The 26154-nt window shown below is 64.8% G+C and carries 25 protein-coding genes; 3 read left to right on the forward strand and 22 right to left on the reverse strand.

Going from position 1 to position 26154, the window contains the following annotated elements:
- Positions 1 to 273 precede the first annotated feature (273 nt).
- Both KK141_RS13860 and KK141_RS13865 read left to right on the forward strand, forming a co-directional pair.
- The gene (locus KK141_RS13860) at positions 274 to 807 is read left to right on the forward strand and encodes a hypothetical protein (protein ID WP_214569949.1); all 534 of its coding nucleotides are present in this window, start codon (positions 274 to 276) and stop codon (positions 805 to 807) included.
- A 161-nt stretch (positions 808 to 968) separates the two neighbouring features.
- Positions 969 to 2000: a sensor domain-containing diguanylate cyclase gene (locus tag KK141_RS13865; protein WP_214569948.1), complete on the forward strand. Its 1032-nt coding sequence runs from the start codon at positions 969 to 971 to the stop codon at positions 1998 to 2000.
- A 15-nt stretch (positions 2001 to 2015) separates the two neighbouring features.
- Here KK141_RS13865 and ubiE read toward each other — a convergent pair whose 3' ends face one another.
- The 5 genes from ubiE to KK141_RS13890 form a co-directional block, all read right to left on the reverse strand.
- The gene (gene ubiE, locus KK141_RS13870; RefSeq protein WP_214569947.1) at positions 2016 to 2771 is read right to left on the reverse strand and encodes a bifunctional demethylmenaquinone methyltransferase/2-methoxy-6-polyprenyl-1,4-benzoquinol methylase UbiE; all 756 of its coding nucleotides are present in this window, start codon (positions 2769 to 2771) and stop codon (positions 2016 to 2018) included.
- Positions 2772 to 2817: 46 nt separating this feature from the next.
- Positions 2818 to 4176 (reverse strand): amidohydrolase family protein, encoded by a 1359-nt coding sequence (locus KK141_RS13875; RefSeq protein ID WP_214569946.1) that lies wholly within the window; start codon positions 4174 to 4176, stop codon positions 2818 to 2820.
- Positions 4177 to 4234: 58 nt separating this feature from the next.
- Complete coding sequence (plsB, locus tag KK141_RS13880) at positions 4235 to 6892, reverse strand: glycerol-3-phosphate 1-O-acyltransferase PlsB (RefSeq protein WP_214569945.1); 2658 nt, start codon at positions 6890 to 6892, stop codon at positions 4235 to 4237.
- Positions 6893 to 6953: 61 nt separating this feature from the next.
- Positions 6954 to 7922: a hypothetical protein gene (locus KK141_RS13885; RefSeq protein WP_214569944.1), complete on the reverse strand. Its 969-nt coding sequence runs from the start codon at positions 7920 to 7922 to the stop codon at positions 6954 to 6956.
- A 338-nt stretch (positions 7923 to 8260) separates the two neighbouring features.
- The gene (locus tag KK141_RS13890) at positions 8261 to 9148 is read right to left on the reverse strand and encodes an HAD family acid phosphatase (RefSeq protein ID WP_214569943.1); all 888 of its coding nucleotides are present in this window, start codon (positions 9146 to 9148) and stop codon (positions 8261 to 8263) included.
- 166 nt (positions 9149 to 9314) lie between these two features.
- Here KK141_RS13890 and KK141_RS13895 point away from each other — a divergent pair, with 166 nt between their 5' ends.
- Positions 9315 to 10346, forward strand: coding sequence for a hypothetical protein (locus KK141_RS13895; protein WP_167255094.1), 1032 nt, complete (start codon positions 9315 to 9317; stop codon positions 10344 to 10346).
- Between the two features lie 21 nt (positions 10347 to 10367).
- On the opposite strand, the gene KK141_RS13900 is transcribed toward KK141_RS13895, so the two are convergent.
- From KK141_RS13900 to KK141_RS13980, 17 genes are all read right to left on the reverse strand, one after another.
- Positions 10368 to 11450: a DUF4627 domain-containing protein gene (locus KK141_RS13900; protein ID WP_214569942.1), complete on the reverse strand. Its 1083-nt coding sequence runs from the start codon at positions 11448 to 11450 to the stop codon at positions 10368 to 10370.
- 162 nt (positions 11451 to 11612) lie between these two features.
- Positions 11613 to 12542, reverse strand: a complete 930-nt coding sequence (locus tag KK141_RS13905; protein WP_214569941.1) for a hypothetical protein — start codon at positions 12540 to 12542, stop codon at positions 11613 to 11615.
- Positions 12543 to 12643: 101 nt separating this feature from the next.
- Complete coding sequence (locus KK141_RS13910) at positions 12644 to 13636, reverse strand: tail fiber domain-containing protein (protein WP_214569940.1); 993 nt, start codon at positions 13634 to 13636, stop codon at positions 12644 to 12646.
- Between the two features lie 82 nt (positions 13637 to 13718).
- Positions 13719 to 14849, reverse strand: coding sequence for a carbohydrate binding domain-containing protein (locus KK141_RS13915; RefSeq protein ID WP_214569939.1), 1131 nt, complete (start codon positions 14847 to 14849; stop codon positions 13719 to 13721).
- Between the two features lie 112 nt (positions 14850 to 14961).
- A complete protein-coding gene (locus KK141_RS13920) occupies positions 14962 to 15663 on the reverse strand; it encodes a hypothetical protein (protein ID WP_214569938.1) in 702 nt (233 codons plus the stop codon).
- Entirely contained in the window at positions 15663 to 15965 is a 303-nt protein-coding gene (locus KK141_RS13925; protein ID WP_214569937.1) for a hypothetical protein, read from the reverse strand. Before KK141_RS13925 ends, KK141_RS13920 begins: the two co-directional genes overlap by 1 nt.
- A 108-nt stretch (positions 15966 to 16073) precedes the next feature.
- On the reverse strand, positions 16074 to 17180 hold the full coding sequence (locus KK141_RS13930) for a carbohydrate binding domain-containing protein (protein WP_214569936.1): 1107 nt from the start codon (positions 17178 to 17180) through the stop codon (positions 16074 to 16076).
- A 121-nt stretch (positions 17181 to 17301) separates the two neighbouring features.
- On the reverse strand, positions 17302 to 17997 hold the full coding sequence (locus KK141_RS13935; protein WP_214569935.1) for a hypothetical protein: 696 nt from the start codon (positions 17995 to 17997) through the stop codon (positions 17302 to 17304).
- Positions 17997 to 18299, reverse strand: coding sequence for a hypothetical protein (locus KK141_RS13940; protein WP_214569934.1), 303 nt, complete (start codon positions 18297 to 18299; stop codon positions 17997 to 17999). Before KK141_RS13940 ends, KK141_RS13935 begins: the two co-directional genes overlap by 1 nt.
- Positions 18299 to 21469, reverse strand: coding sequence for a host specificity protein J (locus tag KK141_RS13945; RefSeq protein ID WP_214569933.1), 3171 nt, complete (start codon positions 21467 to 21469; stop codon positions 18299 to 18301). The genes KK141_RS13940 and KK141_RS13945 overlap by 1 nt, the downstream gene beginning before the upstream one ends.
- Before the next feature lie 2 nt (positions 21470 to 21471).
- Positions 21472 to 22158 (reverse strand): tail assembly protein, encoded by a 687-nt coding sequence (locus KK141_RS13950; RefSeq protein ID WP_214569932.1) that lies wholly within the window; start codon positions 22156 to 22158, stop codon positions 21472 to 21474.
- Entirely contained in the window at positions 22155 to 22826 is a 672-nt protein-coding gene (locus tag KK141_RS13955; RefSeq protein ID WP_214569931.1) for a tail assembly protein, read from the reverse strand. Before KK141_RS13955 ends, KK141_RS13950 begins: the two co-directional genes overlap by 4 nt.
- A 78-nt stretch (positions 22827 to 22904) precedes the next feature.
- Positions 22905 to 23642 carry a C40 family peptidase gene (locus tag KK141_RS13960; protein ID WP_214569930.1) on the reverse strand — a complete coding sequence of 246 codons (738 nt, stop codon included), beginning with the start codon at positions 23640 to 23642 and terminating at the stop codon, positions 22905 to 22907.
- Entirely contained in the window at positions 23639 to 24349 is a 711-nt protein-coding gene (locus KK141_RS13965) for a phage minor tail protein L (RefSeq protein WP_214569929.1), read from the reverse strand. The genes KK141_RS13960 and KK141_RS13965 overlap by 4 nt, the downstream gene beginning before the upstream one ends.
- Complete coding sequence (locus KK141_RS13970; protein WP_167255117.1) at positions 24346 to 24681, reverse strand: phage tail protein; 336 nt, start codon at positions 24679 to 24681, stop codon at positions 24346 to 24348. Before KK141_RS13970 ends, KK141_RS13965 begins: the two co-directional genes overlap by 4 nt.
- A complete protein-coding gene (locus KK141_RS13975; protein ID WP_214569928.1) occupies positions 24674 to 25897 on the reverse strand; it encodes a hypothetical protein in 1224 nt (407 codons plus the stop codon). Before KK141_RS13975 ends, KK141_RS13970 begins: the two co-directional genes overlap by 8 nt.
- Positions 25890 to 26123, reverse strand: a complete 234-nt coding sequence (locus KK141_RS13980) for a hypothetical protein (protein ID WP_214569927.1) — start codon at positions 26121 to 26123, stop codon at positions 25890 to 25892. Before KK141_RS13980 ends, KK141_RS13975 begins: the two co-directional genes overlap by 8 nt.
- Positions 26124 to 26154 lie beyond the last annotated feature (31 nt).

The following is a 26154-nucleotide window of genomic DNA, read 5'->3' on the forward strand; positions in this document are numbered from 1 at the left end:
AGCTTCGTGCCGGCATGATGAGATACGCACCATCACCGATGCGGCGGACGGCCTGAAGCGAATGCTTCGCGCAAGGCACCAGGCTTCTCTTGTAGGCCGTCACGGCGCATGGTGAAGTTGCATGTCTCCACCCGGCTGTAGCGCTATCGCTGGCAGGGCCGGAGAGCCAAGGGGAAATCTTCAGATCCACCGCCACTGCGCGAGCCACGCCGGTTTCGCGCAGCCGATGGCGGCCATCGTTCGATCGACAACCACCAGGAAGGGGAAAGCGGCATGGGATTTTGGGGCGCGATGATCATGAGTTTCTGGGGCACGGTGTTCGCCATCGCCGGCATCGTCCAGCTCGATAGCGCGCGCAGCCCGTATCTGGCGATACCGGTGGCTGTGTTCGTGGCGTTCGCGGTGTATGCGCGCAGCGTGCACCAGGCCATTTCCAAGGAGGGTCAGGTTCGCCAGCTCACGCAGCGTGCCGAAAAGGTGGTGCAGTGGGCCACCATCGGCGAAGGCGTCGGCATCCTGATCGCGATCAACGTGGCCAATAACCTCGGCCATCCGGAACTGAAGCTCGCAGCGATCGCGCTGGTCGCCGGCCTGCACTTCCTGCCGATGGCCTATGGCATTCCGTTCTGGCAGTTCTACGTGCTGGGCGCGGCGCTGGTGTTCACCTCGATCCTGGGCATGTGCATGCCGCAGCCGATGGGCAATGCGTTTGCGGTGTTCATGGCTTGCGTGGGGCTGTGGATGGCGGCGCTGTTCGCGATGCGGCGCGAGTTGCGCGGCGCTTCGCCTGCCGCGGCAAATCCGTAAGCGCTTTTTGTCCGGGGCGAGCTGCCGCTGATGTGAATCCGTTCGCGCTCGCTGCCGTTGCAAGACACGGCGGCGAGTTTTATGGTCGTCCGTGGCCTCCTTCCCTTTGTGACAGAAGCAGATGCGATGAGAGTCGTCGTCGCAAGTTATCGCCGCTCCCCATGAGCTACGCATCCATCGATTTCGTCAGTGTGCTCGCGGATTCCGTCACCGGCGCGCAAACGCTGGAGGAACTGGTCCGTCCGCTGCTGGAACTGCTGCAGGCCGTGACCGGCCTGGAGTCCACCTACCTCACGCGGATCGACACCGCCGCGGGCGTGCAGCACGTGGTGTACGCGCGCAATACCTTGCGCCTGCAGATTCCCGAGGGCCTGGAAGTGCCCTGGGAAGGCACCTTGTGCAAGCGCGCATTGGAGGAAGGCCGGCTTTACACCGACGACGTGGCCAACTGCTGGGCCGATTCCGAAGCCGCAATGGCGCTGGGCATCGCCACCTACACCAGCACGCCGGTACGCATCGAGGACGGCACGCTGTACGGCACGCTCTGCGCCGCCAGCGGCGAGCGCAAGCCACTGGCCGATGGCGCGGAAAAGATCCTGTACATGTTCTCGCGCCTGATCGGTCAGCAGATCGAGCGCGAGCGCCTGGTGCACGCGCTGCGCCAGGCCAACGATTCGCTGGCGGTCAGCGCCCTGACCGACACCACGACTCATCTGCCCAACCGCCGCGCGCTGATGGAAGAGATGCGCCGGCGCCTCGCCGCACTGGGAAGGGAAGGCGGCGCATTGGCCGTGGCCTTCGTCGACCTCGACAAGTTCAAGGCGATCAACGACCACTACGGCCACGAAGTCGGCGACCAGTTCCTCGCCGCGATCGGCGGGCGCTTGCAGAGTGCGCTGCGCGCCGGGGATTTCGTGGCGCGCCTGGGCGGCGATGAGTTCGTGGTGCTGTCGCATACGCCGCACGACGGCGATGCCGATGTCCACGCGACGTCGATGCGCACGCGCCTGCAGATCGCCACGTCAGGGCATTTCGGACTGGCCGGCGCCACGATCGACTACGCCGGCCCCAGCATCGGCATGATCGTCGCCACGCGCGATGCGCACGATGCCGAAGCCCTGATCGCGCAGGCCGATGCGGCCATGTATGCGGACAAGCGCCAGCGCAAGAGCATGGCGGCCGGCGTCGCCTGACCGCCCGCGGGGGACTTACAGCTTGTAGGCCTTGTGGATCGCCACGATCCCGTTGGTGAGGTTGCGCACCTCGACCTTGCCGAAGCCCGCGCGCTCCATCATGCCCTTGAGCGTCTGCTGGTCCGGATGCTTGCGGATGGATTCGGCCAGGTACTGGTAGCTGTCGGCGTCGCCCGCAAACAGCTGGCCCAGCTTCGGCAGGACCTTGAACGAGTGGAAGTCGTACAGCTTGCCGAACAGCTCGCTCTGCACCTTGGAGAACTCCAGCACCAGCGCGCGGCCGCCGGGCTTGAGCACGCGGCAGATATCGGCCAAGGCCTTGTCCTTGTCGGTGACGTTGCGCAGGCCGAAGGCCATGGTCACGGCGTCGAAGCTGTTGTCCGGGAACGGCAGGCATTCGGCGTTGAGCTGGGTCCAGCGCAGGCCGCCGACCAGGCCGCGGTCGGTGAGGCGGTCGCGGCCGACCGTGAGCATGGCGGCGTTGATATCGCCCACCACCACTTCGCCCTCGGCGCCGACCACCGGCTTGAGCAGCGCGGCGATGTCGCCGGTGCCGCCGGCCAGGTCCAGCACGCGGTCGCCCTTGCGCACGCCGCTGATGGCCACGAAGTGGCGCTTCCACAGGCGGTGCACGCCGAACGACATCAGGTCGTTCATCAGGTCGTAGCTGCCGGCCACCGAGGTGAAGACGCGGCCGACAAGCTTCTGCTTGTCGTCGACCGGGACGTCGCGGAAACCGAAATGGGTGGTCTTGGGCTGCTGTTCGCTCATGGGCATATGCTACAGGATGGCCTGTTCCGGCGCCCTGGCCGGGGCTTCAGGGCTCGAAGGCCTTGCCGTCCATCTTGTAGATCACCCCGTCCTTCATCACGAAGCTCACCTGCTGCATGGCCTTGATGTCGTCCAGCGGATTGCCGGGCACCGCGATCACATCCGCATGGCGGCCCGGGGCGATCTGGCCCAGTTCGTCCGACTTGTGCAGCAGTTCGGCCGCATGGGTGGTGGCCGCCTGCAGCGCCACCATGGGCGGAATGCCGGCCTCCACCATGTACTGGAATTCGCGCGCGTTCTGGCCATGCGGGTAGACCGCCGCATCGGTGCCGAAGGCGATCTTCACCCCGGCCTTGTACGCCTTGCCCGCGGTGGCCTGGATGATGGGGCCGACCTGCCTGGCCTTGGCGGCGATCTGGGGCGGGTAGTAGCCGGGCTTTTCGGCCATCTGCTGCACGTACTTGCCGGCGGTGATGGTGGGCACGTACCAGGTGCCGTGCTGCTTCATCAGCTTCATGTCCTCGTCGTTCATGAAGGTGCCGTGCTCGATCGAATCGACCCCGGCTAGCACCGCGCGGCGGATCGCTTCGGCGCCATGCGCATGCGCGGCCACGGTGTAGCCGTAGTCGTGCGCGGCGGTGACCACGGCCTTGATCTCCTCGATGGTCATCTGCGCGTTGTCCACGCTGGCGCTTTCGTCGAGCACGCCGCCGGAGGGCATGATCTTCAGCAGGTCCACGCCGTCCTTGTAGTGCTGGCGCACGGCTTTGACGGCGTCTTCCGGGCTGTTGATGATGCCGTCCTTGATGCCCGGGTCGCCGGCCAGGTCCATGCGGTAGCCGTCGGTGGGGTCGGCATGGCCGCCGGTGGAGCCGATCGGCTTGCCGGCGGTGAAGATGCGCGGGCCCACCACGATGCCGGCATTGATGGCATTGCGCAGCGCGATCGATTCGTTCTGGCCGTCGCCCAGGTTGCGCACCGTGGTGAAGCCGGCCAGCAAGGTGCGCCGCGCATAGACGGTGGAGCGCACGGCGTAGTCGGCGATGTTCCAGCGGAACTGGTCGGTGAAACCGGTGGGGCTGGTTTCGGAGGTGAGGTGGGTGTGCGAGTCGATCAGGCCGGGCAGGCAGGTGCTGTCGCCGGTATCGACGTAGGCGAAGCGCCGGCCTGAGGCGGCCTGGCGATACGGCTCGGGGTCGACGGCGCCGCTGCGGATTTCCTTGATGCGGCCGTCCTCGACGATCACGGTGGACTGGCCGAGGATCTTGCCCGCTGCAGGATCGAACAGCCGCGCGCAGCGAAGCACGCTGAGGTCGTGGCCGCCGGCAGGCGGAGCATCCTCCGCCTGCACGGTCAGTGGGAGCATGGCGACGGCGGCGACTGCGAAGGCGAGACGGGCGTGCATGGCGACCTCCTTGGCGGAAGCCGCATCCTAGGCGGACCGGAGGTCCGCCGTCATCCGCTTATGGCTGCGGCTTGTGGTGCTCGTGCCGTTCCGTTTCCACGTGGCGCTCGTGCAGGGTTTCGCTGGTGGTCGGCTCATCGGCCGCGGGCGGCTCGGCGGCCGGCGGTTCGGCCGTCTGTCCGGCTTCTTCGGCCAGCGGCGCGGGACGCTGCTCGTCCTTCTCGCTGTCGCCGCCGGGCGTCATCTTGAGAATGGAGTGGCGCACTTCGCGCGCAAGGATCACGCGTGCATCGCGCACCATCACTTCCAGCGCGGTGTCGTAATCGAGCTTGCCGCCTTCGTCGGTCCAGATGATGCGGCTCTCGCGCAGCTTCTGGATAAAGCCGCGGAACAGCGCCTTGTCGAAGAACTCCGGCGCGGACAGCTCATTGAGCAGGGCCAGGCGCTGCGCAGTGAGCGTGCAGGCGTTTTCCAGCTCGGCGGGCGTGAGTACGTGCGGGCCGTTCTTCACCAGTGCGGCGATGGTGATGTAGTAGCGCTCGAAGGCCTGGATCAGGCTGCGCGCGATGGCGCGCAATTGATAGGCGGCGTCGTCCTGGCCGGGGCCGCGTTCCAGCACGCGGCCTTCGCTGGTGGCTTCCAGCAGGCCGCGGCGCACGAAGAAATCGATGGTGGCCTGCACCTGGTGGCCGAAGCCGTCGGCGTCCCACGGCAGGAACAGCTCGCCCTGGATGAAGGGATAGATGATGCGGCCCAGGCGCAGCACCGAAGCGCGCGTCATGCGGCGGTTGTTGAGGAAGCAGCAGGCCACCCACGCGGCGGTCGCCATCAGGTGCAGCACGTTGTTGCGGAAGTAGCTGAGCAGCACCGCCTGCTCGCCCTCGGTCATCAGCACGTCGCCGAGCGGATGGCGCACGCGGCTGATCCAGCCCATCTGCTCGCCGTAGGCGATGATGCCGGCCGGGTCCATCGGGGTGAGAGTCATGCGGTCGGAATAGGGCAGCTCTTCCAGCAGCGCCTTCATCAGCTCGAGCTGGGCGAGTAGGTCGTTCTCCGCCATCGCGTGCTTGGGCGTGGCCAGCAGGGCCAGCGCCAGCAGGTTGATCGGGTTCACGTCGGCGGCGCGGTTGATATTGACGTGGATCTTCTCGGCCAGATCGTCGACCACGCTGTTGAGCCATTCCGGCTTGACGTCCGGATCGCCGCCGGCGGTGCGCCAGTCGGGGCTGGCAGCATCGAGCAGCGGATTGAGCTCGATCGGTTCGCCGAAGTTGAGCGCGACGTGGCCGTAGCGCTGGCGCAGCACTTTCAGGCCGCGCAGCAGGCCGATCAGCGATTCCTTTTCCTTGGCCTTGCCGGAGAGCTCGCCGACGTAGCTCTTGCCTTCCATCAGCTTCTCGTAGCCGATGTACACCGGCTGGAACAGCACCGGGCGGCGCGGCGCGCGCAGGAAGGCGCGCACGGTCATCACCAGCATGCCGGCGCGCGGCGCCAGCAGCCGGCCGGTACGGGAGCGGCCGCCTTCGATGAAGTACTCGATCGGCACGCCGCGGTCGATCAGCTGCGCCAGGTATTCGTTGAACACCACCGAATACAGCGCATTGCCCTTGAAGCTGCGGCGCAGGAAGAACGCGCCGCCGCGGCGCAGCAGCGGGCCGATCACCGGCAGGTTGAGGTTCACGCCCGCGGCGATGTGCGGCACCACCACGCCAGCCTGGTGCAGCTGATAGCTCAGCAGCAGGTAGTCGGCATGGCTGCGGTGGCAGGGCACGTACACCACTTCGTGGCCCGGCGCGGCGGCGCGGACCTTGTCGAAGTGATGCATGGCGATGCCGTCGTACAGCTTGTTCCAGAAATTGGAGAGCAGGAACGACACCGAGCGCACCACCGGGTGCGAGTAGTCGGCGGCGACTTCCATCGCCATGTCGTGCGCCTTGCGCCAGGCCTTGGCGGGGCTGATGTTTTCGCGCGCCGCGGTGGCGGCGATGGCGTCGCGCACCGGTTCCGCATTGAGCACCGAATCGACCACGGTGCGGCGATGCGAAAGGTCGGGCCCGATCACCGCCGCGCGGATGCGGCGGAAATGCGTGCGCAGCACGCGGGCGATCTTGCGCGCGAAACGCTCCGGCTGCTGGATGTCGCCCGCTTCGGTCATCACCGAGCGCAGCGACACGGGCGTGGAGAAATGCACCACGGTGTCGCGGCCGTTGAGCAGCAGCGCGATCAGGCGGCGGAAGCGGCCGACCATCACCCAGTTCTCGGAGAACAGCACGCTGAACCAGCCGGACTCGCGGTTCGGCGCGCGGCCCACATAAATGGACACCGGCACGATCTGGACATCGCGCTCCGGGTCGGCCTCCAGCGTGCGCACCAGCTGGCTCAGCGTTTCGGTGGGCGCGCGGTGGCGGTTGCGGCCGAACAGCCAGCCATCGCGGCGCACCAGCGCAAACATCGAGCGGCGGCGGCGCGCGCCCTGCAGCGGCTGCATGGGGCTGGGCAGGCCGGCTTCGCGGCAGGCGCGTTCCAGGATCAGCGCATCGGAAAAACCATCGCGCTCCACCACGTAGCACACCGGCAGGCCGGGCTTGAGCAGGGTCGCGGGTTCGGCCGGGTCGCGCCGCAGGCGCAACCAGGGTTCGAGCAATTGCCCGGCCAGGTTGAACCACCAGGGCGCACGGCTGCGGGCGGGAAGTTCCGCGGTCGACATGTTCAGCATTCGCGCATTGTACCGGGTGAACCCGCCCGTTCCGGTAGGCGGGGCTTGGGGCAACGAGCTCTTAACGCTTGGGCGGTGCGGCTGCTGGCGTGGCGGCCGCGTGCGTGCTGGCCGCAGCTGCCGGCGTCGGCGCACTCGCCGCGGCGGCGGGCATGCTCAGGCGCTGATGCGCATCGCGTACGTTCTTCAGCAGGTCTTCGCTGTACCAGCGGCCGTCCTGCTGCATCAGGGTGGACTCGGTGCTGAGCGGCTTGCCCAGCAGCACGTAATCGATCTTCACCCGCGCATAGCCGTAGGCGTTTTCCAGCGTGGTCACCTTGACCGAGTCCAGCGCCTGGTCCAGCGACAGGCCGTAGATGGCCAGCACGTCGCGCAGGCCGAGATAGCCGGTGCTGTACTTCTGCATGGCGGTGTCGAAATCCATCGCCTGCAGCTGGTCGGCATTCTTGATGTCGAGCTTGCGCGCGGCGGCTACCAGGGTGGCGATCGACTGCTTGGCTTTGGCCTGGTCGAACCACGACTGCTGCTGCGCCCAGGGCACCACCACGTCGAGGATGTCGTTGGCCTGCTTCTTCTGCACCGCGGTCATGGCGTGGCTCTGGTCGATCGCGGTGCGCGCGATGCCCTGGCCGATGCCGAGCATCACCGGCAGCTGGTCGCTGTATTGCTGCTGCAGCTGGGTGAGCTTGGGCTTGGCTTGGGCATAGAGCTTGTCTTCGGCGCCAGGCTCGGTGAGCTCCTTCATCTTCGCCTCGAACTGCGCGCGGTCTTCCGCGCTGGGCGGTTCGACGGCGTGCTCGCGCGGCCAGTCGGCGCGCAGGGTGGCGTAGTCGGCCGCCGGGAGGGAGTGCTTCCACAAGCCGGCGAAGTCGCCGGCGCGGATCGACTTCACCTCGTCCTGGATCGCCGCCTCCGGCGTGGCGCCGCCGGTGAGCTCGGCTTCCTTCTGCTTGTCCTTGTCGTGGCAGGCCGCCAGCGCGGCCAGGGCCAGCAGCCCGGGCAGTAGAAGACGGAGCGGACGAAGACGCATGGGAGGGATCTCGCGGAGTGGATCGCCGCGCCGTCGGTGGGTAGGACCAGGCGGGCAGGACGATGAGCGGCGGAGCGTAAGGGCGCCCGCTTCGGCGAGACAAGGGCAGATGGTGCCAAATCCGCCGCGCCGTTCACGATCCGTGAACCGGGCAAAAGAAAACCCCGCGGGCGTTGGGCCTCGCGGGGTAATCCGGCAGAGCCGGAAGGGAAATGGCCTTGCCCGCAGAATCTGTGGTCAGCAGCAGGGTCGGCGCGGCGATCTTAACCGCATCCTGAAAGCTAAGGCAACACTTTCGTTAGATGCGCTAAGTCATTGATTGTTCGTGAGCGAGAATCTCAGTCCACGCGCAAGGCGTTGACTTTCAAGCGATGCCGCTCATTGCGCGGGGCGGTCCAGTCGTTATTGAACAGGGCCGGCTCCCAGGAGCCATAGGTGGCGTTCGGCAGCACGAACCAGCGCGTGCCGACCCAGTTCATGTACGGCGCCATGGCCTTGTTGCGGCCCTCGGCGTTGTTGGCCAGCACGGTGACAAAATCGCCGATCTGGTCGCCAAATTGCATCAACACCCGGTATTTCTTGCTGATCAGCTGGCGGCGGCAGCCTTTCTCGGTGCCGATCTGCTCGCAGTCCTGCACGAAGGTGCCCAGGCCCAGGAAGGCCTCCGGGCCGGACACCGGCAGGCCGGCGCTGCGCAGATTGGCCAGGGTGGCCTCGTCCAGGTCCTTGGCGCGGTTGGAGATATAGATGACCGCCACGCCGCGCTTGGCGGCGAACTGGGTGAACTCGACCACGCCCGGCAGGGCGCGCGCCTTCTGCTCCTTGCACCAGGCGGCCCAGTCGGCCTCGTTGAATTCGCCGCCGCTGCGGATCAGGCGCGCCTGGTAGGGCGAGTTGTCCAGCACGGTCTCGTCGATATCCAGCACCACCGCCGGCTTCTGGTTCTTCAGCGGCGCGGCGCGGTCTTCCTTGCTCAGCGCGTCCCAGCTCTTGTCCTTCAGCGCGGCCGGCAGGCGGGCCTGGGCGTCGCGGTAGATCTGCAGGTAGATCAGGTCGTGCTCGATCGCGTTCTGCGACCAGGCCACGGCATTGAGATTGTCGTCGGCGACGGGCTTGGCGGCAGCGGCCGGCGCCTGCGCGGCGGCGGACGGTTTGGCGGCGTGCTGGGCCGAACAGCCGGCGAGCAGGACGAGGGCGGCGAAGGACGCCGTCAGACGGATGCGCATGGGTTTCCCTGTAAGTCGAGCAAACGGACAGAATCGCCGCAGTTTACGACAGGGCAACGACCCTGCCGGCTTTCCTGAAGCCTCGCTCCCATCCATGCCTTCCCGGGGTGGCGACCGCCATGCGCTGCTGACAGACTGCGGACTCCCTGGACTGCCCCAAGCCCGCATGGAAACCAGCCTGCCCCAGCCTCGCCAGCCCAGCCTGCCGATCCGCATCACCACCTACGTGCTGGCCGGCGCCGCCCTGCTGCTGGTGCTGTGCCTGCGCCTGCTGCCGGCGCTGTTCGCCGGGCTGCTGGTGTACGAGATCGTGCAGTCGAGCGCGCCGCTGCTCGGCAAGCGCATCCCCGGCGACCGCGCGCGCGTGCTGGTGGTGGCGCTGCTGGCGGTGATCGTGGTCGGCCTGTTGATCCTGCTGATCTTGGGCGCGCTGAGCTTCTTCCGCACCGAGCTGGGCAATCCGGAACTGCTGTGGCAGGACCAGCTGATGCCGCTGGTGGAAAAAGCCCGCCAGCAGCTGCCCGCCGCCGTGGTGGGCTGGCTGCCGGACAGCGTGGACGAGCTGCGCGTGATGGCGCTGGAACTCACCCACAAGCACTCGGTCAGCCTGCAGTCGCTGGGCAAGGAAACCGCCCGCGTGCTGGTGCACATCATCATCGGCATGGTGCTGGGCGGCATCGTTGCGCTCAGCCGCACGCGCCCCGCGCACCAGGTCGGCCCGCTGGCCGCCGCACTCGGCCTGCGCTGCCAACGCCTGGCCGAGGCCTTCCACAACATCGTATTCGCGCAGATCAAGATCTCGCTGATCAACACGGTGTTCACCGCGATCTTCCTGCTCGGCGTGATGCCGCTGATGGGCTATCACATCCCGCTGGCCAAGACCCTGGTGGTGCTTACCTTCATCGTCGGCCTGCTGCCGGTGATCGGCAACCTGATCTCCAACACCGCCATCACCATCGCCGGCCTGTCGGTATCGCTGGGCGTGGGTGTGGCGGCGCTGGGTTTCCTGATACTGATCCACAAGCTGGAGTACTTCCTCAACGCGCGCATCGTCGGGACGCAGATCCGTTCGCGTGCGTGGGAATTGCTGGTGGCGATGTTGCTGGTGGAGGCGGCGTTTGGGTTGCCGGGGTTGGTGGCGGCGCCTATCTACTACGCGTATCTCAAGAGTGAGTTGGAAGCGGAGCGGCTGATCTGAGTCAGCTGTTCCGGCAGACGATCAGATCTCAGCCTCCAGCAGCAGCGACAGCGGCCCGCCATTCGCCGACGCATAGCCGCTGGACCACGGTGCGCCGCCGCTGACCGCAAAAATCAGCCCGACCAGTCCCGGATTGATCGATTGCACGGTCGGATCGCTGCTGCTGGTCGCCGCGCCGACCCAGCGCAGCGGAGCGCCCAGATTGGTCAGTGACGGGATCGTGCGCATGAGGGCCGGCAGCGGCAGGGGAACGAACGCGGATCCGCCGCTGTACTGCGTGCCCACGCTGATGCCGGTGCCGACGCTGGCTTTGAAGACCTGGCAGTAGCGGGAACACAGCAACTGCTCGACCGCGGGCGGACGCTTTTCGAACGACGTCGCCGCCTCGCCGAGTTCCAGCTGCCACTGCGCGAAGTCGAAAGTGCCGGACTGCTGGCCCAGCGCGTTGGTGCGCGCGCTGAAATTGGCGCCCGCGTCCATCCACAGCGCGATCTGCAGGAAGTCGTCGCCATTGGGTCCCAGCGTGGCGACGGCCAGTGCGGGCAGGTCGAAGGTGACGTAGAACTTCTGCCAACCGCTGGTGAGGTTGAAGGTGGTGACGCCGATGCCATTGACCGAACCCGGGCCGGCGGTGCCGAAGAACTGGGTGGCTTCCATTGCAATCTTTCTGGCGGCATCCGCCTTGGCATAGAACGACATGGTGACCCGCTTGCCGGCCAGTGCCGCCGCACTCTCGATGCGCTGCCCCAGATAGCAGGCGCTGCCGGCGCCGGCGACCGAGCTGACCGCGCAGCGCATGTAATACGCCGGATTGTCCGGCACCGCGGTCTGGCCAACCGCGAAAGCCTGCCGCGTCGCGCTGGCCGTGGTTCCGTTCATCTGGATCAGGAAACGGTCGGCGCAGTAGCTGGTGGAGGTGAAGCTGGTGCCGCGCTGCCAGATATCGAAACCGCCGTTGATAAAACGGTTCTTGAAGGTGGCGATGCTCAGCGCGCCGCCGTAAAGCTCGTTGAAGTTGGCTTCGGTCTTCTGCCAGGCCACACGGTTGGTGTCGCCGTCCTTGCCGTCGGATTGGGTGCCGAGGTTGATGTGCTGCTGAGTCATGAAAGCTGTTCCTGTGAGAGCGGCAAAGGGTTGGAATGGCCGTGCCACAGGCACGGCAAAGCGACCCCATGCCGAACGAAGGCGGGAGGTCGCTTAAAGGGGTGAAGGGCTGGCGCCCTGAGGTGGCGCTTGGCGGGATTCGCCGCGTTCAGCTACAGCTGCTTACGCAGCCGGTGCACGCCGCAGTTTTGCGTAGAGCACGCGCGTCCACAGCCACTGGAAGCCGAGCATGCCAAGCAACGGAATCAAGCCAAGGGCGACCAGGACCGCGATGGCGATCGCGTCGCCCATCCGGCCGTTGCCGCCGAAGATCAGCAGCGCTACCACCACGCCAACGCCAGCCAGCAACAGATAAGCGCACACGAACGCAAGCACGCTCGCGCCAAAGAGCCGGCCCACACGCACCAGCGACAGATTGCGCGGCAAACCAAGCCATGCGCCGCCGAAGGCGAGCGCCCCGGCCAGCAGTGCACCGATCCAGGTGCTTATCACGATCACCGGCGAATAGGCGTCGTACGCGTTGACCAACGGATACAGCAGCGACATGCCCACGACCACCGCCGTCGCCTGCATCCATCCGGCGAGGCCCGCCGCACGCGCGCGCTGCCCTGCAGGTGGCGGCATGGCGACTCTATCCTTCCGGCAGACCAGCAAAGCCAGCCACCACGACGATGCGATGCCGACGACGTCCAGCGCCAGGCCGAGCGCGAAGATCCCGGTCTGTACGCCATGCCCCATCATCGTCGTGCCAAGCAGCATGAACGTGCCCCGGTACACCACCATGACCACGACGTCCCAGCCCAGCAAGCCTCCGGCGAATACCGCCATCGTCATCAGCGGCCGCCGGAACGCCCACTCCTGATGGCGCTCGCCGTGCCACTGCGCGACCAGGAACGCCAGCCCGCCCTGCACCAGCAAACCTTCGCCGATCGTCTTCAGCGTCATCGTCAGATAAGTGAAGATCTGTTCGTTATCCGACGGCGCGCGAAGCATCATCAGACCGAAGGTGACGCAATGCCATGCCACCACCACCAGCATGGCGGTGACGGCGGCGAGCCAGGGAAGGTTGGAGCGCTGGGCGGGGTGGTTCATGCGACGTCCTTGTGCAGCGGGCGCCGGTCGAAGCGGGCGCCGGGTGGGAGTGCACAAACTAGCGGGAGCGGGTCGTTGATGCCAGTGCGCTCATGTCGGCGTCAGCGATTGTCAGCGGCAGCCTGGAATCGCTGCTCCAGCGCGGCAATGCGAGCGATCGCCTGCTGCAGAAGGTCGTCGGTGTGCTTCCATGCGGCGATCAGGTAAGGCACCGCGCCGATGTAGTTGACGTTCTGCAGCACGGGTTCTTCGCGCTCGACCGCAGTCGGCGGCGCATATCCCGCCGGCTCTGTGCCTGGTTCATACGGCGTCGTGTCGCCTTCCAGGCGGACCACCTTATGCACGGCGTTCTTCGTCCCCTGGACCAGCAGCGGAAACGGCTGCGCGAGTTCATGGGCGATCATGCCGGCGCGGCGCGGTGCGTCGGCTGGGTCGCGATTGTCTGTGTACTCGACGGGGCGCACGGCGCGCAGGCCGGCAGCCGCGGCGGCGCCATCGATGGCGACCACGTCGCGCTTGATACGGTAGTCGGAGTTCTGTGCGAGGGTGCCGGCGAAAGTCGCGTTGCCCGATTCGTAGAACTGGAAGGCGTTGACCGTGGCGCCCACGTGCATGCTGATTACGGGATGGGAGGTGTCGGAGCCGCCTTCGTAAGCGTCGATCGCGGCCAGGTGCCGCACGCCCCAGTGGGTTGCCCGAGCCAACATATAGGCAGAGATATTGCTCTGCGCATCGACTTGCAGTGCCGGCGTCCGATTCTGCGACCAATCGCCCCACGAGCCGCCAATGCCGCGATCGACGCCGGTATTGGATACGCGATAGCAGAATTCATTGGTCACCCCTGTCTTGCCGATGCTGCCGGTGAACACAGGGTTGGCGTTCGGTAGCGCTCGATCGGCGGTCGCCTTTGCGGTGTCGGCCGTCGTCTTCGCGATTCCGGCCAATTGGCTGGCGCTATCGGCCGCAGCTTGGGCAGCAGAGGCGCGACCGTCGAGGTTGGTGAAGTTGTCGTTGCACTTGATGTGGGCGGTGCGATTGGTGTCGCCGTCCTCGCCCTTCGGCGGGGTGCCGAGGTTGATCAGTTGGATGGACATGTGGGTTCCTGGAGAAAAGACGCCGGGCACCTCAAGTGCCCGGACAACGAATCGGTTCGCGAGAGCAGATGGCCGCGCGGCCTCAGTACTCGGCTCGGAAAAGAAACACCTGCGGCAGGTTGAGCTGCGCCATGGCGCCGGCCGAAGGCGTGCCACCACTGATCGTGCCCGTGACGTCCATGAAAAAGCGGCGGTTGTCGCCGATGGCCTGGGTGATCTGCGCGCCGTTGATTGTGTAGATGGCGACCTGCGTCGCCTCGGCCTGAAATGCCGTAGTCAGGAGCGAGCAGGCTGGGGCGCGCCGCATGGGTACTTCAAAGTCGTTGTAGAAGCGGACGCCGGTCGCGGAGCCCCAGCGGCCGATCAGGAGGCTGGAACTTGTCGTGCAATAGCGCTTGCACAGCAATTCCTCGACGGCGAACGGGCGCGCATCGAAATCGGTGGCGATGCTGCCGGCTTCGAGCTGCATCATGGCGAAGTCGAGATAGATGCCGGTCGCCCAGGAACCCAGTGGAGCGAAGGTCGTGCTGTCCGAGTTGTCCTGTTTGTAGAGATACAGGCTGAGCGAGAGGTTATGACTGTCGCCGAGCGTCTTGCCGGCAATGGACGGCACGGGGAAGGTGAAGGTGAAGCGCTGCCAGCTCGTGGTGACGGCGAAAATCGTCTGCGCCGCCATGACGGCTGCCGATCCACCACTGCCGAAATTCTGCTGAAGCGCAAAGCCGATATTGCGTGGAGAGTCGGCCTTCAACCAGACCGAGAAGGTGGCTGTGCCGCCGGACAGGCTGGACACATCTTCGATGTACTGGAGCGTCCGTATCATCGATCCCGTGCCGCCCTGCGGCCCGACTGCCGTGGCTTGCAAGCGGGCGAAGAACTTAGGGTTGCCAGGTACTGCATCCTGGCCGACTGCAAAGGACTGCTGGTTGAGCGTAATCGTCGACGTGCCGGTGCCGGCGGACCCGTTATAGGCCTGGCCCAGATAACGATCCGGCCCCCACGCAATCGCATTGGCCGAAGTGGCTGTCGCGGTGCTACCCGCCTGCCAGATATCCAGCTTGCCGTTGATCAGTTTGTTCTTCATCGCCTGCACGGACATGGCGCCGCCATACAGGTCGTTGAAGTTGTGCTCGGTCTTCTCCCATGCCGCGCGATTGGTATCGCCGTCCTTGCCGTCGGATTGGGTGCCGAGGTTGATGTGTTGTTGTGACATTGGGCGTGTCCAAGAAAAAAGCCGCTTGTCGCGGCTTTGTGAAATATGGGGGGCGACTCAAGGCGTGGCATCTTGCGGTGGAGTGAAGGAATGTCCGGTTTGGCTGACAGTCCTATAGTCCAGTGACGTCGCATTCGAAGAGAAGCTGCGGCTGAATTCCACTTCTTGAGGAAATGGCTACGCCCGACCCGGGATTGACGTTGGTAATGCTCTGGCAGGCGGCAATTTCCAAGTTGCTGCCATTGATGCGCATGCAGACATTCGCCGGTGATCGCCAGATGGGCGACCCAACAGGCGTTCCGGTCAGATACTGCGAGTACATGCCGGGGTCTGAGAAGGCGATCGCGGCAGATCCCGGGTTAACGAGAGAGAAGGGGACGATGGTGCCGACTCCTCCCGAATCAGGCCAAATCAGCATGCCACCCGCCGAGATTACTTGCCGAATACGCAGAGGCCGTTGTGTGGCGTCATAGGTAATCGTGCCCTGCGCATCGAAAAGCTGGAGTCCAACCCTTCCCTGTGCTTGCATTACCGGAACAAATGCGTAGTAGTTACATGTAGTGACTCCCTTCGCGAAGTACCAGCTGAAGCCTGTGGGGGCGCAATCGGTGACCGCAGCGAAGCCACTTCCGCGCAGAAAAACGATGGACTGGCCTCCTCGCGGATTGCTCCAGTACGTGCTTCCCCACATGCCTTCAGGCGCGGTATTCGACCCGACGGAGATCGTTCCTTTCTGGACAAGCACCATGCTTGGCCAGTCTGAGTCGACAAGTAGCGAGCCGTTCTCCGCTATGGCTTGGAATCTGGCTTCCATCAGTAATTCCCGTACCAGATGGCGGCCGAACGAGTTTGCTGGTACTGACCATCAAACCGCCAGGTGAGGGTCTTGCCGGCGATGCTCCAGACGAGGCCTACCGCATACGGACCATAGGAAGTGCTTCCTATGGAGGGAATCGTGGGTGCGATGATGAAAGGGGTTCCCATGTTCAGGAATGGCAGGTCTATCGAGCCATAGCTGCTGGTGAGCGTCGCTGTGCCAAGAAGACGCGGAGACATGTAGGACAAGTCCAGCATCGTGGCGCCCATGGCATCGAATACTTGCAGGCCACTGGCCATAACGAGATCCCTGGTCGTATAGGTTGATGTGTCGCCGTGATGCCGCGCCGGCCATACCTATAAGGTCGCCGAGCGCGGCTTTGTGGGATACAACAGGCGGCGACTTGCCTAGAAATCCGCTTCCAGCAGGAATACGTTCGCGCCGACGTTGTTGATAAGCACGGGCTGGCCGGATGTAAGTCCTGAGAATCCGTTGACTGCCGTCATGATGCTCTGCGGAGTGACGCCCGGCTGGGACAGCGCACAATTGGTACCACCTGCCCAGGCCGCTCCGACCAGAAGCTCATAGGTTGCTGCGGAGAAGCTCGTCTTCAGCAGTGTGACGGTGGGGCCCGCGCGCATGGTGGGCCAATGGCCGGCGAAAAGAATGGTGGTCGCGCTGAGCGTAACGCCGGTCAGTCCGCCGCCATTAACAAGCCGGGCATATCGCTGGCAAAGACCAAGCTCGATGCCTTGAGGGCGGATATCAAAGCTCGTTGCATACTGGCCGAACTCCACCTGAGCCTGGGCGATATCGAATACGCCGGACTGCTGCCCGATGCCGCCGGATCGGGCGTTATAGGTGCCGCCTGCGTCCAGCCAGAAGTTCAGCGAGGTCGAGTCATTGCCGTTGGTCCCCAGTGACACGCTTGCAATGGACGGGAGCGTGAACGTCAGGACGAACTTCTGCCAAACCGCCGATAGCTGCACAGCTTGACCGGTGCCGGGAATCTGCGCACTGGGAGACCCCCCGGCACCCGGGTTCTGGTCGAGACTTACACCGATTTTTCGCGGAGCATCGGCCTTGGCCCAGAACGAAACAGTGACCATCTGGCCGCTCATTCTGGACACATCTTCGATGAACTGGGCCAACGTGCAGCAGTTACCGGCACCGGCGACAGACGTGACGGAGCTTCTGATGAAGTACTTCGGGTTATTCGGAACGTCCGACTGGCCCACTTGGAATGCCTGGCGATTGACAGTTGCCGATGACCCGGGACTCAATAACTTCCAACGATCGGCCGTGTATCCATAGCCGGTGGTGGCGAAGCCGCTCGTGCCGCGCTGCCATACGTCAAAGTTGCCGTTGATCAGCAGGTTCTTGAATGAGAGGGCATTCAAGGCGCCGCCATAAAGTTCGTTGAAGTTCGACTCCGCTTTGCCCCAGGCAATGCGGTTGGTGTCGCCATCTTTGCCATCGGACTGGCTGCCGAGTTTGATGTGTTGCTGCGTCATTGTTAATCCTGAGAGAGTCGACGCTCATGCCGGAAAGACTGAGTGTCTTTCCGTGGCTGCGTGCTGGTTGAGCGTTAGAGCAGATGAAGAGGTAGATGGCGCCAACGAATTTCGAGGAGCCCTACATATTTGATACATCTGCGACGATCACCATGGACGGAGAGCTGGCAACTCTCGTATTTACGTTGGCACCGCTTGGGAGCGATATGTTATCGAGAGACTGGAACTGAGCTAGTTCCAAGCTACTTCCGTTGATGCGCATTCCACATCTGGCGATAGTTCGATAAGAGGTTCCGCCGGAAACAATAGTTCCGGTAATTACCTGGAACTGGCCTCCCGGATCGGAGAAGCAAACGGCAGGTTGCGTTCCCTGCAATGGGAATGAAAGGACGCTGCCTACCCCGCCGCTATCAGGGAAATACATGCTGCTCTTGGTCGCAGTGGTTCCAAGGACGCGCAGATACTTCTGCTGGGCGTCGAAACAGAGCGTTCCATCGGATCCGTAGACCTGCAGGCCAAAGTTCCCAGATATGATCTGCGGCGGCGCAAATGCGTAGTAGTCAAAGCTGGTTACGCCCTTCGCCATCTGCCAATCAAAGCGCCCGCTTGCCGTACTGATAATCGACACTAGTCCCGTGCTGCGCACGAAGATCAAGGGAATCCCCGTGGCCGGAATGTTGGTGAACCCATACTGGCCTCCCGGCGAGGTATTAGAGGCAACGGATATCGTCCCGCGGGATACGAGTGCGAGATTCTGAAAATTCTGATCGATGAGGATCGATTGCGAGTCGTTGATTACTTCGAAGCCTGCGCTCATCAGTAGGATCCGTAGTAGACGGTGACGGAGTCATAGATGGGACCGCCAAGGCCAAAGCTCCATCTGATGGTCGTGCCATCAAACGTCACATCGCCCCAGACATAGGCTGTTCCAAACTGACCGGAGTTGTACGATCGCGGCCAACTTGTAACGACCAGGAACGGTGTGCCAACCACGGTAGGAACCGTGGTTGACCCGGCGTTGCCAGAGATGGTTATCGAGCCAAGTATCCGCCCGGTGCGCATGCTGGTGTCGAGAATCGGCGTGCCTTGCGCATCGCTTATCTGCAGGCCGATACCCATCACCATATCCCCAGGCGGACACGCATCACGCCATTGCCGTCGAAGACTTGCACCAGCGTATTGGTGATGAGCAGCCGTCCGCCACCACCACTACCGTTCAACTCAAAGCTGTTGCCGCTCTTGCTGATCTTCCAGCCCCGCTGATTCGCCACGTAATCTGTCGACTGGATGTAATCCCCAATCATCGCGTTGTTGATCCACCCATCACCAATCAACGCCTGCCGGATATACGTCTGCCCATTCTGGATAACGAACGGAGCAGTAACGTTATTGTTCGCGGTATTGATCACCGCAAACCGATCCGCCTGAAACAACGCCTGCGACTGATACGATCCATCTGGCTGCTGCTCCACACCCAGGCCCATGCCCGCGCCATAGATGCGCCCATCGGAACTGACCTGGCACTTCACCGTCCACGTCGCACTGACCTTCCCGTTGAGATCGACCACCGCCTGCGACGTCTGCTGCACGGCGGCGCTGGTGTTGTCCACCGTGGCCTGCACCAGGTCCACGCGCTTGGCCATCGACCGGTCGCCATCCTGCACGGCATCCAGCAGCGTCCAGGTGCCGGCGAAATGGCCGTTGTCGCCGGCCCATTCACCTGCGTCGCCTGCCATATCCGACGTCGCCAGATCGACGCCTTCGAGAATCTGCTGGCCCAGCTCCGTTTGCCCGATCAGTCCGGCGATCACCGGCTCGTAGTCGGCCTGGCTGCTGCTCGACTGGGCCGGCAAGCCCGTGCCGTTGGGATAGAACGCGCCGATGTTGCCGGTCTTGTCCACCAGCCGCACCCAGAAGTAGAACGACACGCCGGCGGCAAGGCCATCGATGTCGAGCGAGTTCTGCGGATAGGCCAGGTCGGCCATCTTGGTGGCGTCCTGCAGGTTCGGCGTAGTGGAGCGCCATACCTCGGTACGCTGGGTGTCGTCGGTGCCGGCGGGGAAGCTCCATTCCAGATGGATGCCCCACACTTTCGACGTGGCTTTCAGCGCGGCGACCACCGGCGGCGCACCGGTCTTGCCCAGTACATCGGTTGCTGCCGACAAGGCCGGCAACGACACCACGCCACCGGGGCTGACCGCACGAACGCGCGCGATGTAAGTGCCGGTGTAGATTCCTTCCACATCGACGGACAAGCCGGACGTACGCCCCGCGCTCACCCACTCGCCATCGTTGCGCCGCCATTCCACCTGGTAACTGGTAGCACCGGCCGCCGCACCCCACGCGATCGTCACCACATTCGTGGCGATGCCCTGCGTGATCACCACATGCCCATTGAGCTGCACGTTCGCCGGCGGCGCCTGCGTCGAGGCGGGCAGGGAGCTGATCGGCGGGATCTGGATGATCGCACCGTTGTCGATCGCCGCGAACTTGCCCGGCACGTGCTGCAAGGCGGTGATGGTGTAACTGATATCGCTGGAGGACTTGTCCTCGATCACCGACAGCACGCGGTAGGTTTGCGCGGCGAGCGTGTCGCTCTCCACCACCCATACGGCTTCCGTTTCCGGCTGCACCGAGAAGCCCGGAGCCGCCACGGTGAGCTGCACGCCATCGATTGCCGTAATGGCCTGCGTTTCCGAGACGCCAGTGGACAACATCACCGTCAGCCGATCGCCGACCGCCACCTGCTCCGGCGCCTTGTCCACCGTCACCACGGTCCGCGTGGCCTGATGGACACGCCCGCCCTGGCGCTTGCCGGCGCGGGCGGGGTCGGTGATGCGGACGATCTGCCCCGGCGCTGCGATGGTGCCGTCCAGGCCGACCTTGAAGGTCACCGTATCGGTTTCCAGCCGCGAGGTAAGCAGCACCCACTGGCCCGCACGCTGCGCCTGCGCCTGCGAGGTGCAGCCGAACGCGGTGAGCGTGGTCTGCTGGATGCCATAGCGCGCCAGGCCCGTGCGGTCCTCCACGTACTCGACCTTGGCGCGATAGAAATCGCTGGGGTCGTTCCAGGTCACCAGCGCGGTGGTGTAGCGCGTCTTGCGCGTGCTCGCCGCATAGGTGAACTGGCCGCCGATCACGTTGGCCGCGCTGTACGCATACACCGGGTCCGCCGGCATATCGGCGGAAGCCGTGATGGCGCCGCCCGTCCAGAACGAGATGCCGCGGAACACGCTCGCCAGATCACTCAGCAGCTTGTACGCGTCGCTGGCGGTCTGCAGGAACACGTTGCAGGTAAAGCGCGGCTCCGTGCCGCCCTTGCCATCGCTCACGGCCTGGTCGCAATACTGCGCGATGCGGTACAGCTCCCACTTGTTCACCTGCGCGGCGGTGATCAGATGGCCCAGGCCGTAGCGCGGGTGCGTGGCCAGGTCGTAGTAGATCCACGCCGGGTTATCGGTCCACGCCGGCTTGAAGCTGCCGTCCCACACGCCGCTGTAAGTGCGCGCCAGCGGATCGTAGTTGCTCGGCACTTGCAGGATGCGGCCCCACAAGTCGTACGCGCGGCTGGGGATATTGCTGAACTGCGCGGCGTCGCCGGAAATGCCCAGCAGCGCGCTGTTGGGATAGCGCAGCTTGCCGTCGATCACTTCCGTGTAGCTGTCGATGGTGGTGATGTCGGCGATCGACGAGCTGTTGGCATTCGCGGTGATGCGCGTGACGCGCACGTTCCAGCCGTTCTGCGCCGCCGGCAGGTCGATGCGATGGCTGCGCTGGTACTTGCTGGTGGTCTTGCCGGTGATCGCGCCGGTATAGGCCAGCTGCCACGCGCCGCTGTCGGTCTGCACCTCGATCTTGTACTGCACCGAGTAGCCGTTGATGTCGCCGTTGGACGTATTGGCCTTGGACAGGCCCGGCACACCGATGGTCACGCGCACGGCCGACAACGACGTATTGCTCAGCGAACGGATCCACGGCGTGCTCTGCTTGAGCTCCACGCCGACATTGATCTCGTTCTCCACCGCCGGATAGCCAGGCACTTCCTCCTGGTCCTGCGTGCCGGTGCGCGTTTCCACGTGCACGTTCTGGAAATTGAGCGAGCCGTCGGGGTTGGCCAGCGGTGTCTCGTCCAGGTAGATCGATTGCAGCCCGTTGACCAGGCCGCCGATCTCGCCCTCGCTGACCAGGTCCAGGATGCGGAAGTAGGCGATCGAGCGCAGGCTGTCCGGTGACTCGACGGGCGTGCGCTGGCTGCCGCCGCCCTTGGCGCCTTGAATGGTGGAAGTCATGTCTACCTCTCGTAGAAGTTCTTGAGCACGCGGCCGTTGAGATTCACGCCGCCGCCGACGCCTGCGGTGGCCGGTGCGTAGTCCTCGGCATGAATGCCGGCGGAGACCACGGCGGAGCCGACGACCATGCGGCCGTAGAGCACGGGGACGGGGTTGCCTTGGGCCTGCGTGTTGATGGCGCCGTTGAAGACGTAGCTGGGCTGGTTGTCTGGGCGGTCGCCCATCTGCAGGCCGCGCGGATGCGGCGCCAGCATCTGCACGACGCCGCCGAGCATCATGCCCAGTCCCGCCTGCATCATGTAGCCGCCGATGCCAGCGCCCGCGCCCATGGTCCAGCCGGAGATGAAGCCGCCGACCACGAACAGCACCGCACCGGCGATGATGTTGAACAGGCCGCCGTTCTTGCTGCCGAGCAGGATCGGGGCGATGCGGATGTCCTCGCCGCCGGCTGGGCGGGAAAGGTCCTCTTCCTTGAGGTTGCGCTTGCCGGCGAAGACGGCGAAACCGATGCCGCGATCTTTCGCTTTGAGCAGGAACTCGCCAAAGCCTTTGAGCTGCGAGGACAGCGCGGCGATCGCTTCGGCCGGCGTGTTGGAATCCAGCACCAGCTGGAACCGCCGTCCGAAGCGCGCACCGAGCGTTCCATACAGGCGCACCGTTCGCGGCACGCCGTGGGAAGTGGATGTCATGCTTGCCTCTCGTAGAAGTTCTTGAGCACGTGGCCGTTGAGGTTCACGCCGCTGCCGACGCCTGCGGTGGCCGGCGCGTAGTCCTCGGCATGGATGCCGGCGGAGACCACAGCGGAGCCGACGATCAGGCGGCCGTACAGCACGGGCACGGGATTGCCCTGGGCCTGCGTGTTGACGGGGCCGTTGAAGACGTAGCTGGGCTGGTTATCGGGGCGGTCGGAGAGCTTGAGGCCCTTCGGCTGCGGCGAAAGCAATTGCACGACGCCACCCATGATCATGCTGCTGCCGATGCCGTACATCGACGAGATCATCGGGCCGGTCAGCAGGTTGAACGGGTTGAAGTAGGCGATGGCGACCAGCACAACGCCGAGGATCACGTTGAACACGCCGCCGTTCTTGCTGCCCAGCAAGATCGGTGCGATGCGGATGTCTTCCGCGCCGCTGGGATCGTTGAGCTGCTCTTCCTTAAGGTTGCGCTTGCCGACGAAAACCGAGAAGCCCAGGCCGCGGTCCTTGGCCTTGAGCATGAACTCCCGAAATCCCTTCAATTGCGCGGACAGCGCAGCGATGGCTTCCGCAGGCGCCTGGGTGTCGAGCGCGAGCCGGAAGGTCCGGCCGAACTTCGAGCCCAGCACACCGTAGAGGCGCACAGTGCGTAGTTGTTGCATGGAATCACCATTCAAGAAAAAAGCCCCGTGTGGCGGGGCTCTGATGGTCTGCGGATAAGCCGCTGCCGCGCGGCAAGGTCAGCTGCTGTGGCGGGCGACAAGCCGCGTATTCTCCACCCAGTAACCGCCGTACACGTCGCGGCTGGAAAGTCGCCCGTACATGTGATGCAGCAGCAAGCCGTCACCCAGATAGACGCCCGCATGATTCGGCACCAGGTTGCGGCTTCTGATCTGCATCAGGATCAGATCGCCACGCCGGATGTCCTTGGCATCAACGGGCACGAAGCCGGCGGCGGCGAGGTTGTCGGTATATAGATCGGAGCGGCCGTCGTCCCACCAGTTGTCGTGCCGCATCGGGTCCGGCAGCGCGAGGTTCCATTCGCGCGCATACCAGTCGCGGCATAACGTCCAGCAATCCAGCACACCGTGATGGAACGGCCTTCCGACCAGCGGCGCTTCATAGCCGCTAGGTTCGATGCACGAAAGCTCGCCCGCTTGCGGCTTGCCATCGGCATCGGGAACCACCGACACGATCCACCACGGCAACCCGGATGCCTCGCACGCCACCCGGTCACCCTCCGACGCACGCGCCGGCACATCGGGATGCGAGTGCATCACAGCCACGATCTCGCCCAGCTCCTCGGCTGCCGCATAGTCCTCCGCGGCCAGCACGAAATGCTCGCTCGGTGTGGTGGCGAGATTGCGGCAGGCGATATAGCGCTCGCGCCCCTTGGCCACCACCACCAGCCCGCAGGCCTCGCGTGGATAGTCGGCAACTGCGTGAGCACGGAAGGCGTCCAGGGTTGCCGGGTTCATGTGCGCAGCAGGCCGGCAGCGGGATAGCTGCCGAACGGGATCGGGTTGTTCTGGCCGAAGCGCAGCTTGCACGACGACAGGCGCCCGCCGCACACATCCTGTGCCGGATCGCTGGTCGGCGTGTCGTCCGCCTTCGCCACCGGCTCGCCCGTATAACCGCAGTACGGCCCGCGATAACCGCCACGCTGCAGCCAGCTGCAGCTGTTGGCGATGATCGTGCGCCCCGGCAATTGCTGCTGGCCGAAGTCCAGCGCACTGGCGAGTTCGAACTGCACCAGCGTGTTGGTCTCGCTGGCCTTGCGTTCCAGGAACCACTTGTCCGGCGGAAACTCCTGCGTGGCATCGGCGCTGGCATTGCCGTCGGCGAAGTTGCGCGCATCGAGATAGCGGCCGAACGTGCGATGGCGCACCAGCAGCGCGCCGACCAGGTCCTGGTAGGCCAGGCATAGTGCGGTGATGCGGCCGTCGACATTGCCCACGCTCAGCATCGGCATCGGCGGCTTGTCGGGATTGAGCTCGAAGCCCTCGGCCTGGATCGGCCAGGGCGCGTACTCCAGCCCCTGCCACCAGATCGAACCGACCTGCGTATAGCCGTGGAAACGCAGCACATCACCCGTGCCGCCGCCGGTGATCGAGCGCGCGTCCAGCTCGAACAGCTCGATCTCCGCGCCGGGTTCCAGTTTCTGGATATCGGCGTAGATGCTCATGGCGCGAACACCTGCTGGAAGGTGGCCGATAACGTGTAGTTGCCGGCCGCGCGCGGCACCAGGGTGTAGCCGGCGCAGCGGAACAGCGACGGCGCGCCCAGCGGCGGGGTCCACTGGAACGAGGCGGCGCCGGCGTGGCGATCGAGGAAGTCCTTGATCGGCGCCATGTAGCTGCCGTCACCGTCGAACGAGAGCGGCCAGCTGTCCACGCGGTTGTTGATGCCGTCGGTGACGGTCTGGGTATAGCCGTCGCCGAACTGCGCGCTGCGCACGCGGAAGGTGGTCTGGCCCTGCGGCTCCACCTGCGGAACCCAACTGAATACTTCAGGCATGCTGCATCCTCCACAAAATGCCGCCCTGGCGCTGCTCGCGCGCCATGACTTCCTTGACCTTGCCTTCCACCATCGAAGCGAGCTGGCGGCCGGCGTCGTCGCTCTGCGCCTGCGTATCGCTCTGCGCGTTGCCGTTGGCGCCGACGTTGACGGTGATGCTGATGTTGTTATTGACGCCGTTGCCGCCATCGCGGCTGCTGCGCACGCCGAGGCGGCCATCGGAACCGCGGGTGAGTGGCATGATCGCTTCGGGGCCGGCTTCGCCCATCAGGCCGGTGCCGGTGGCCATCGGGAACAGCGTGGGGCTGTTGACGATGCCGCCGCGGGCGAAGGCGCGGAAGCCGCTGGAAGCGGCAGGCACGCCATAGCTGAGGGCGCCGGCGCTGCCGGTCCAGTTGAACAGCGTCGAGCCAGTGCCCAGGTAGGAGTCGCCACCGAGGATGTTCGGGCTGTTCAAGCCGGACCAAGTGTTGTTGTTGAACAGACCTCCGACGAAATTGCCGAGCAAGCCCAGGGCGGAACCCGCCAGCTTGGAGATCTGCGAAGCGGCCATGTCGGCGACCATCTGGCGCAGCATCGAACGAAAGCTCTTGCCCACGTTCTTGAAGTTACCGTCGAGCGTGTCGTAGAGCATCGTGCCCAGCGAACCGCGAATCCGTTCGCCCGCCTGCGCAGCGAGATCGACCATGAAGTCCGTGCTCTTGGCGACCTCGTCTTCGGTCTTGCCGGTGCCGCCCTTTGCCGCATCGCCACCTGTTTTGGCAGCGTCCGTCGCGGCACCGCTTTTCGCCGCGTCCGGGTTCTTGGCGAAGGCGCCGAGGAAAGCCTTCGCATACTTGTTGTCGCCGTCGTAGCTCGTGCGTGCCGCATCCGCCAGGCCGTAGCTGGTGGTGTCCGCGACACCGCGCTTGAGATCGTTGTACAGATCGTCGCGGGCCTTCATGCGCGCATCGCGGGCGGCTTTGCCATCCGCGTTGAACGCCGCCATCAGGTCCTTGGCGAAGTCGTCCTTGATCTTCTGCGCCGAGCCGCTGACGGCTTTCTCGGTCGACTCGGGCTTGGCGGCTTCCTTGGCAGCGCTGTCCGCCGCCTTGCCAGCGTTCTGCGTCGACTTCGTCGCCGCATCCATCGCCTTCTGCATGTCGCCCAGCGACTTGCTCGCCTTGTTCAAGGCGGTCACGAAATTATTGAGGCTGTTGCTGTCGATATCAGCCATCGCTGCGTATCCTGTCGAGCATCATCAGCGCTTCCACCTCCCAGCGATCGAGTCGCCGGGCGGTGAGCTGCGTCCAGTGATGGAGTTCCGTATGGGTGAGCGGCGTAGGCAACTGCGCCAGCCACTCGGCCAGATAGGCCAGTTCCGCCGGGCATGCCGGGCGGTCGGCCAGCTCGGCCGGCAGGCGGCCGAGCTGGCGTTGCACCGCTTCGAGATGCCGCTGCAACGGCTGGCCGCCCGCGCCGGTCGGGCGGGCC

This window comes from Dyella sp. LX-66, assembly GCF_018599165.1.
Lineage (GTDB): Bacteria > Pseudomonadota > Gammaproteobacteria > Xanthomonadales > Rhodanobacteraceae > Dyella_D > Dyella_D marensis.

Excerpts from the sequence above, each read along its gene's own strand:
- KK141_RS13860 (WP_214569949.1), top strand. The coding sequence starts at position 274 with ATGGGATTTTGGGGCGCGATGATCATGAGTTTCTGGGGCACGGTGTTC.
- KK141_RS13865 (WP_214569948.1), top strand. The coding sequence starts at position 969 with ATGAGCTACGCATCCATCGATTTCGTCAGTGTGCTCGCGGATTCCGTC.
- ubiE (WP_214569947.1), bottom strand. The coding sequence starts at position 2,771 with ATGAGCGAACAGCAGCCCAAGACCACCCATTTCGGTTTCCGCGACGTC.
- KK141_RS13875 (WP_214569946.1), bottom strand. The coding sequence starts at position 4,176 with ATGCACGCCCGTCTCGCCTTCGCAGTCGCCGCCGTCGCCATGCTCCCA.
- plsB (WP_214569945.1), bottom strand. The coding sequence starts at position 6,892 with ATGCTGAACATGTCGACCGCGGAACTTCCCGCCCGCAGCCGTGCGCCC.
- KK141_RS13885 (WP_214569944.1), bottom strand. The coding sequence starts at position 7,922 with ATGCGTCTTCGTCCGCTCCGTCTTCTACTGCCCGGGCTGCTGGCCCTG.
- KK141_RS13890 (WP_214569943.1), bottom strand. The coding sequence starts at position 9,148 with ATGCGCATCCGTCTGACGGCGTCCTTCGCCGCCCTCGTCCTGCTCGCC.
- KK141_RS13895 (WP_167255094.1), top strand. The coding sequence starts at position 9,315 with ATGGAAACCAGCCTGCCCCAGCCTCGCCAGCCCAGCCTGCCGATCCGC.
- KK141_RS13900 (WP_214569942.1), bottom strand. The coding sequence starts at position 11,450 with ATGACTCAGCAGCACATCAACCTCGGCACCCAATCCGACGGCAAGGAC.
- KK141_RS13905 (WP_214569941.1), bottom strand. The coding sequence starts at position 12,542 with ATGAACCACCCCGCCCAGCGCTCCAACCTTCCCTGGCTCGCCGCCGTC.
- KK141_RS13910 (WP_214569940.1), bottom strand. The coding sequence starts at position 13,636 with ATGTCCATCCAACTGATCAACCTCGGCACCCCGCCGAAGGGCGAGGAC.
- KK141_RS13915 (WP_214569939.1), bottom strand. The coding sequence starts at position 14,849 with ATGTCACAACAACACATCAACCTCGGCACCCAATCCGACGGCAAGGAC.
- KK141_RS13920 (WP_214569938.1), bottom strand. The coding sequence starts at position 15,663 with ATGGAAGCCAGATTCCAAGCCATAGCGGAGAACGGCTCGCTACTTGTC.
- KK141_RS13925 (WP_214569937.1), bottom strand. The coding sequence starts at position 15,965 with ATGGCCAGTGGCCTGCAAGTATTCGATGCCATGGGCGCCACGATGCTG.
- KK141_RS13930 (WP_214569936.1), bottom strand. The coding sequence starts at position 17,180 with ATGACGCAGCAACACATCAAACTCGGCAGCCAGTCCGATGGCAAAGAT.
- KK141_RS13935 (WP_214569935.1), bottom strand. The coding sequence starts at position 17,997 with ATGAGCGCAGGCTTCGAAGTAATCAACGACTCGCAATCGATCCTCATC.
- KK141_RS13940 (WP_214569934.1), bottom strand. The coding sequence starts at position 18,299 with ATGGGTATCGGCCTGCAGATAAGCGATGCGCAAGGCACGCCGATTCTC.
- KK141_RS13945 (WP_214569933.1), bottom strand. The coding sequence starts at position 21,469 with ATGACTTCCACCATTCAAGGCGCCAAGGGCGGCGGCAGCCAGCGCACG.
- KK141_RS13950 (WP_214569932.1), bottom strand. The coding sequence starts at position 22,158 with ATGACATCCACTTCCCACGGCGTGCCGCGAACGGTGCGCCTGTATGGA.
- KK141_RS13955 (WP_214569931.1), bottom strand. The coding sequence starts at position 22,826 with ATGCAACAACTACGCACTGTGCGCCTCTACGGTGTGCTGGGCTCGAAG.
- KK141_RS13960 (WP_214569930.1), bottom strand. The coding sequence starts at position 23,642 with ATGAACCCGGCAACCCTGGACGCCTTCCGTGCTCACGCAGTTGCCGAC.
- KK141_RS13965 (WP_214569929.1), bottom strand. The coding sequence starts at position 24,349 with ATGAGCATCTACGCCGATATCCAGAAACTGGAACCCGGCGCGGAGATC.
- KK141_RS13970 (WP_167255117.1), bottom strand. The coding sequence starts at position 24,681 with ATGCCTGAAGTATTCAGTTGGGTTCCGCAGGTGGAGCCGCAGGGCCAG.
- KK141_RS13975 (WP_214569928.1), bottom strand. The coding sequence starts at position 25,897 with ATGGCTGATATCGACAGCAACAGCCTCAATAATTTCGTGACCGCCTTG.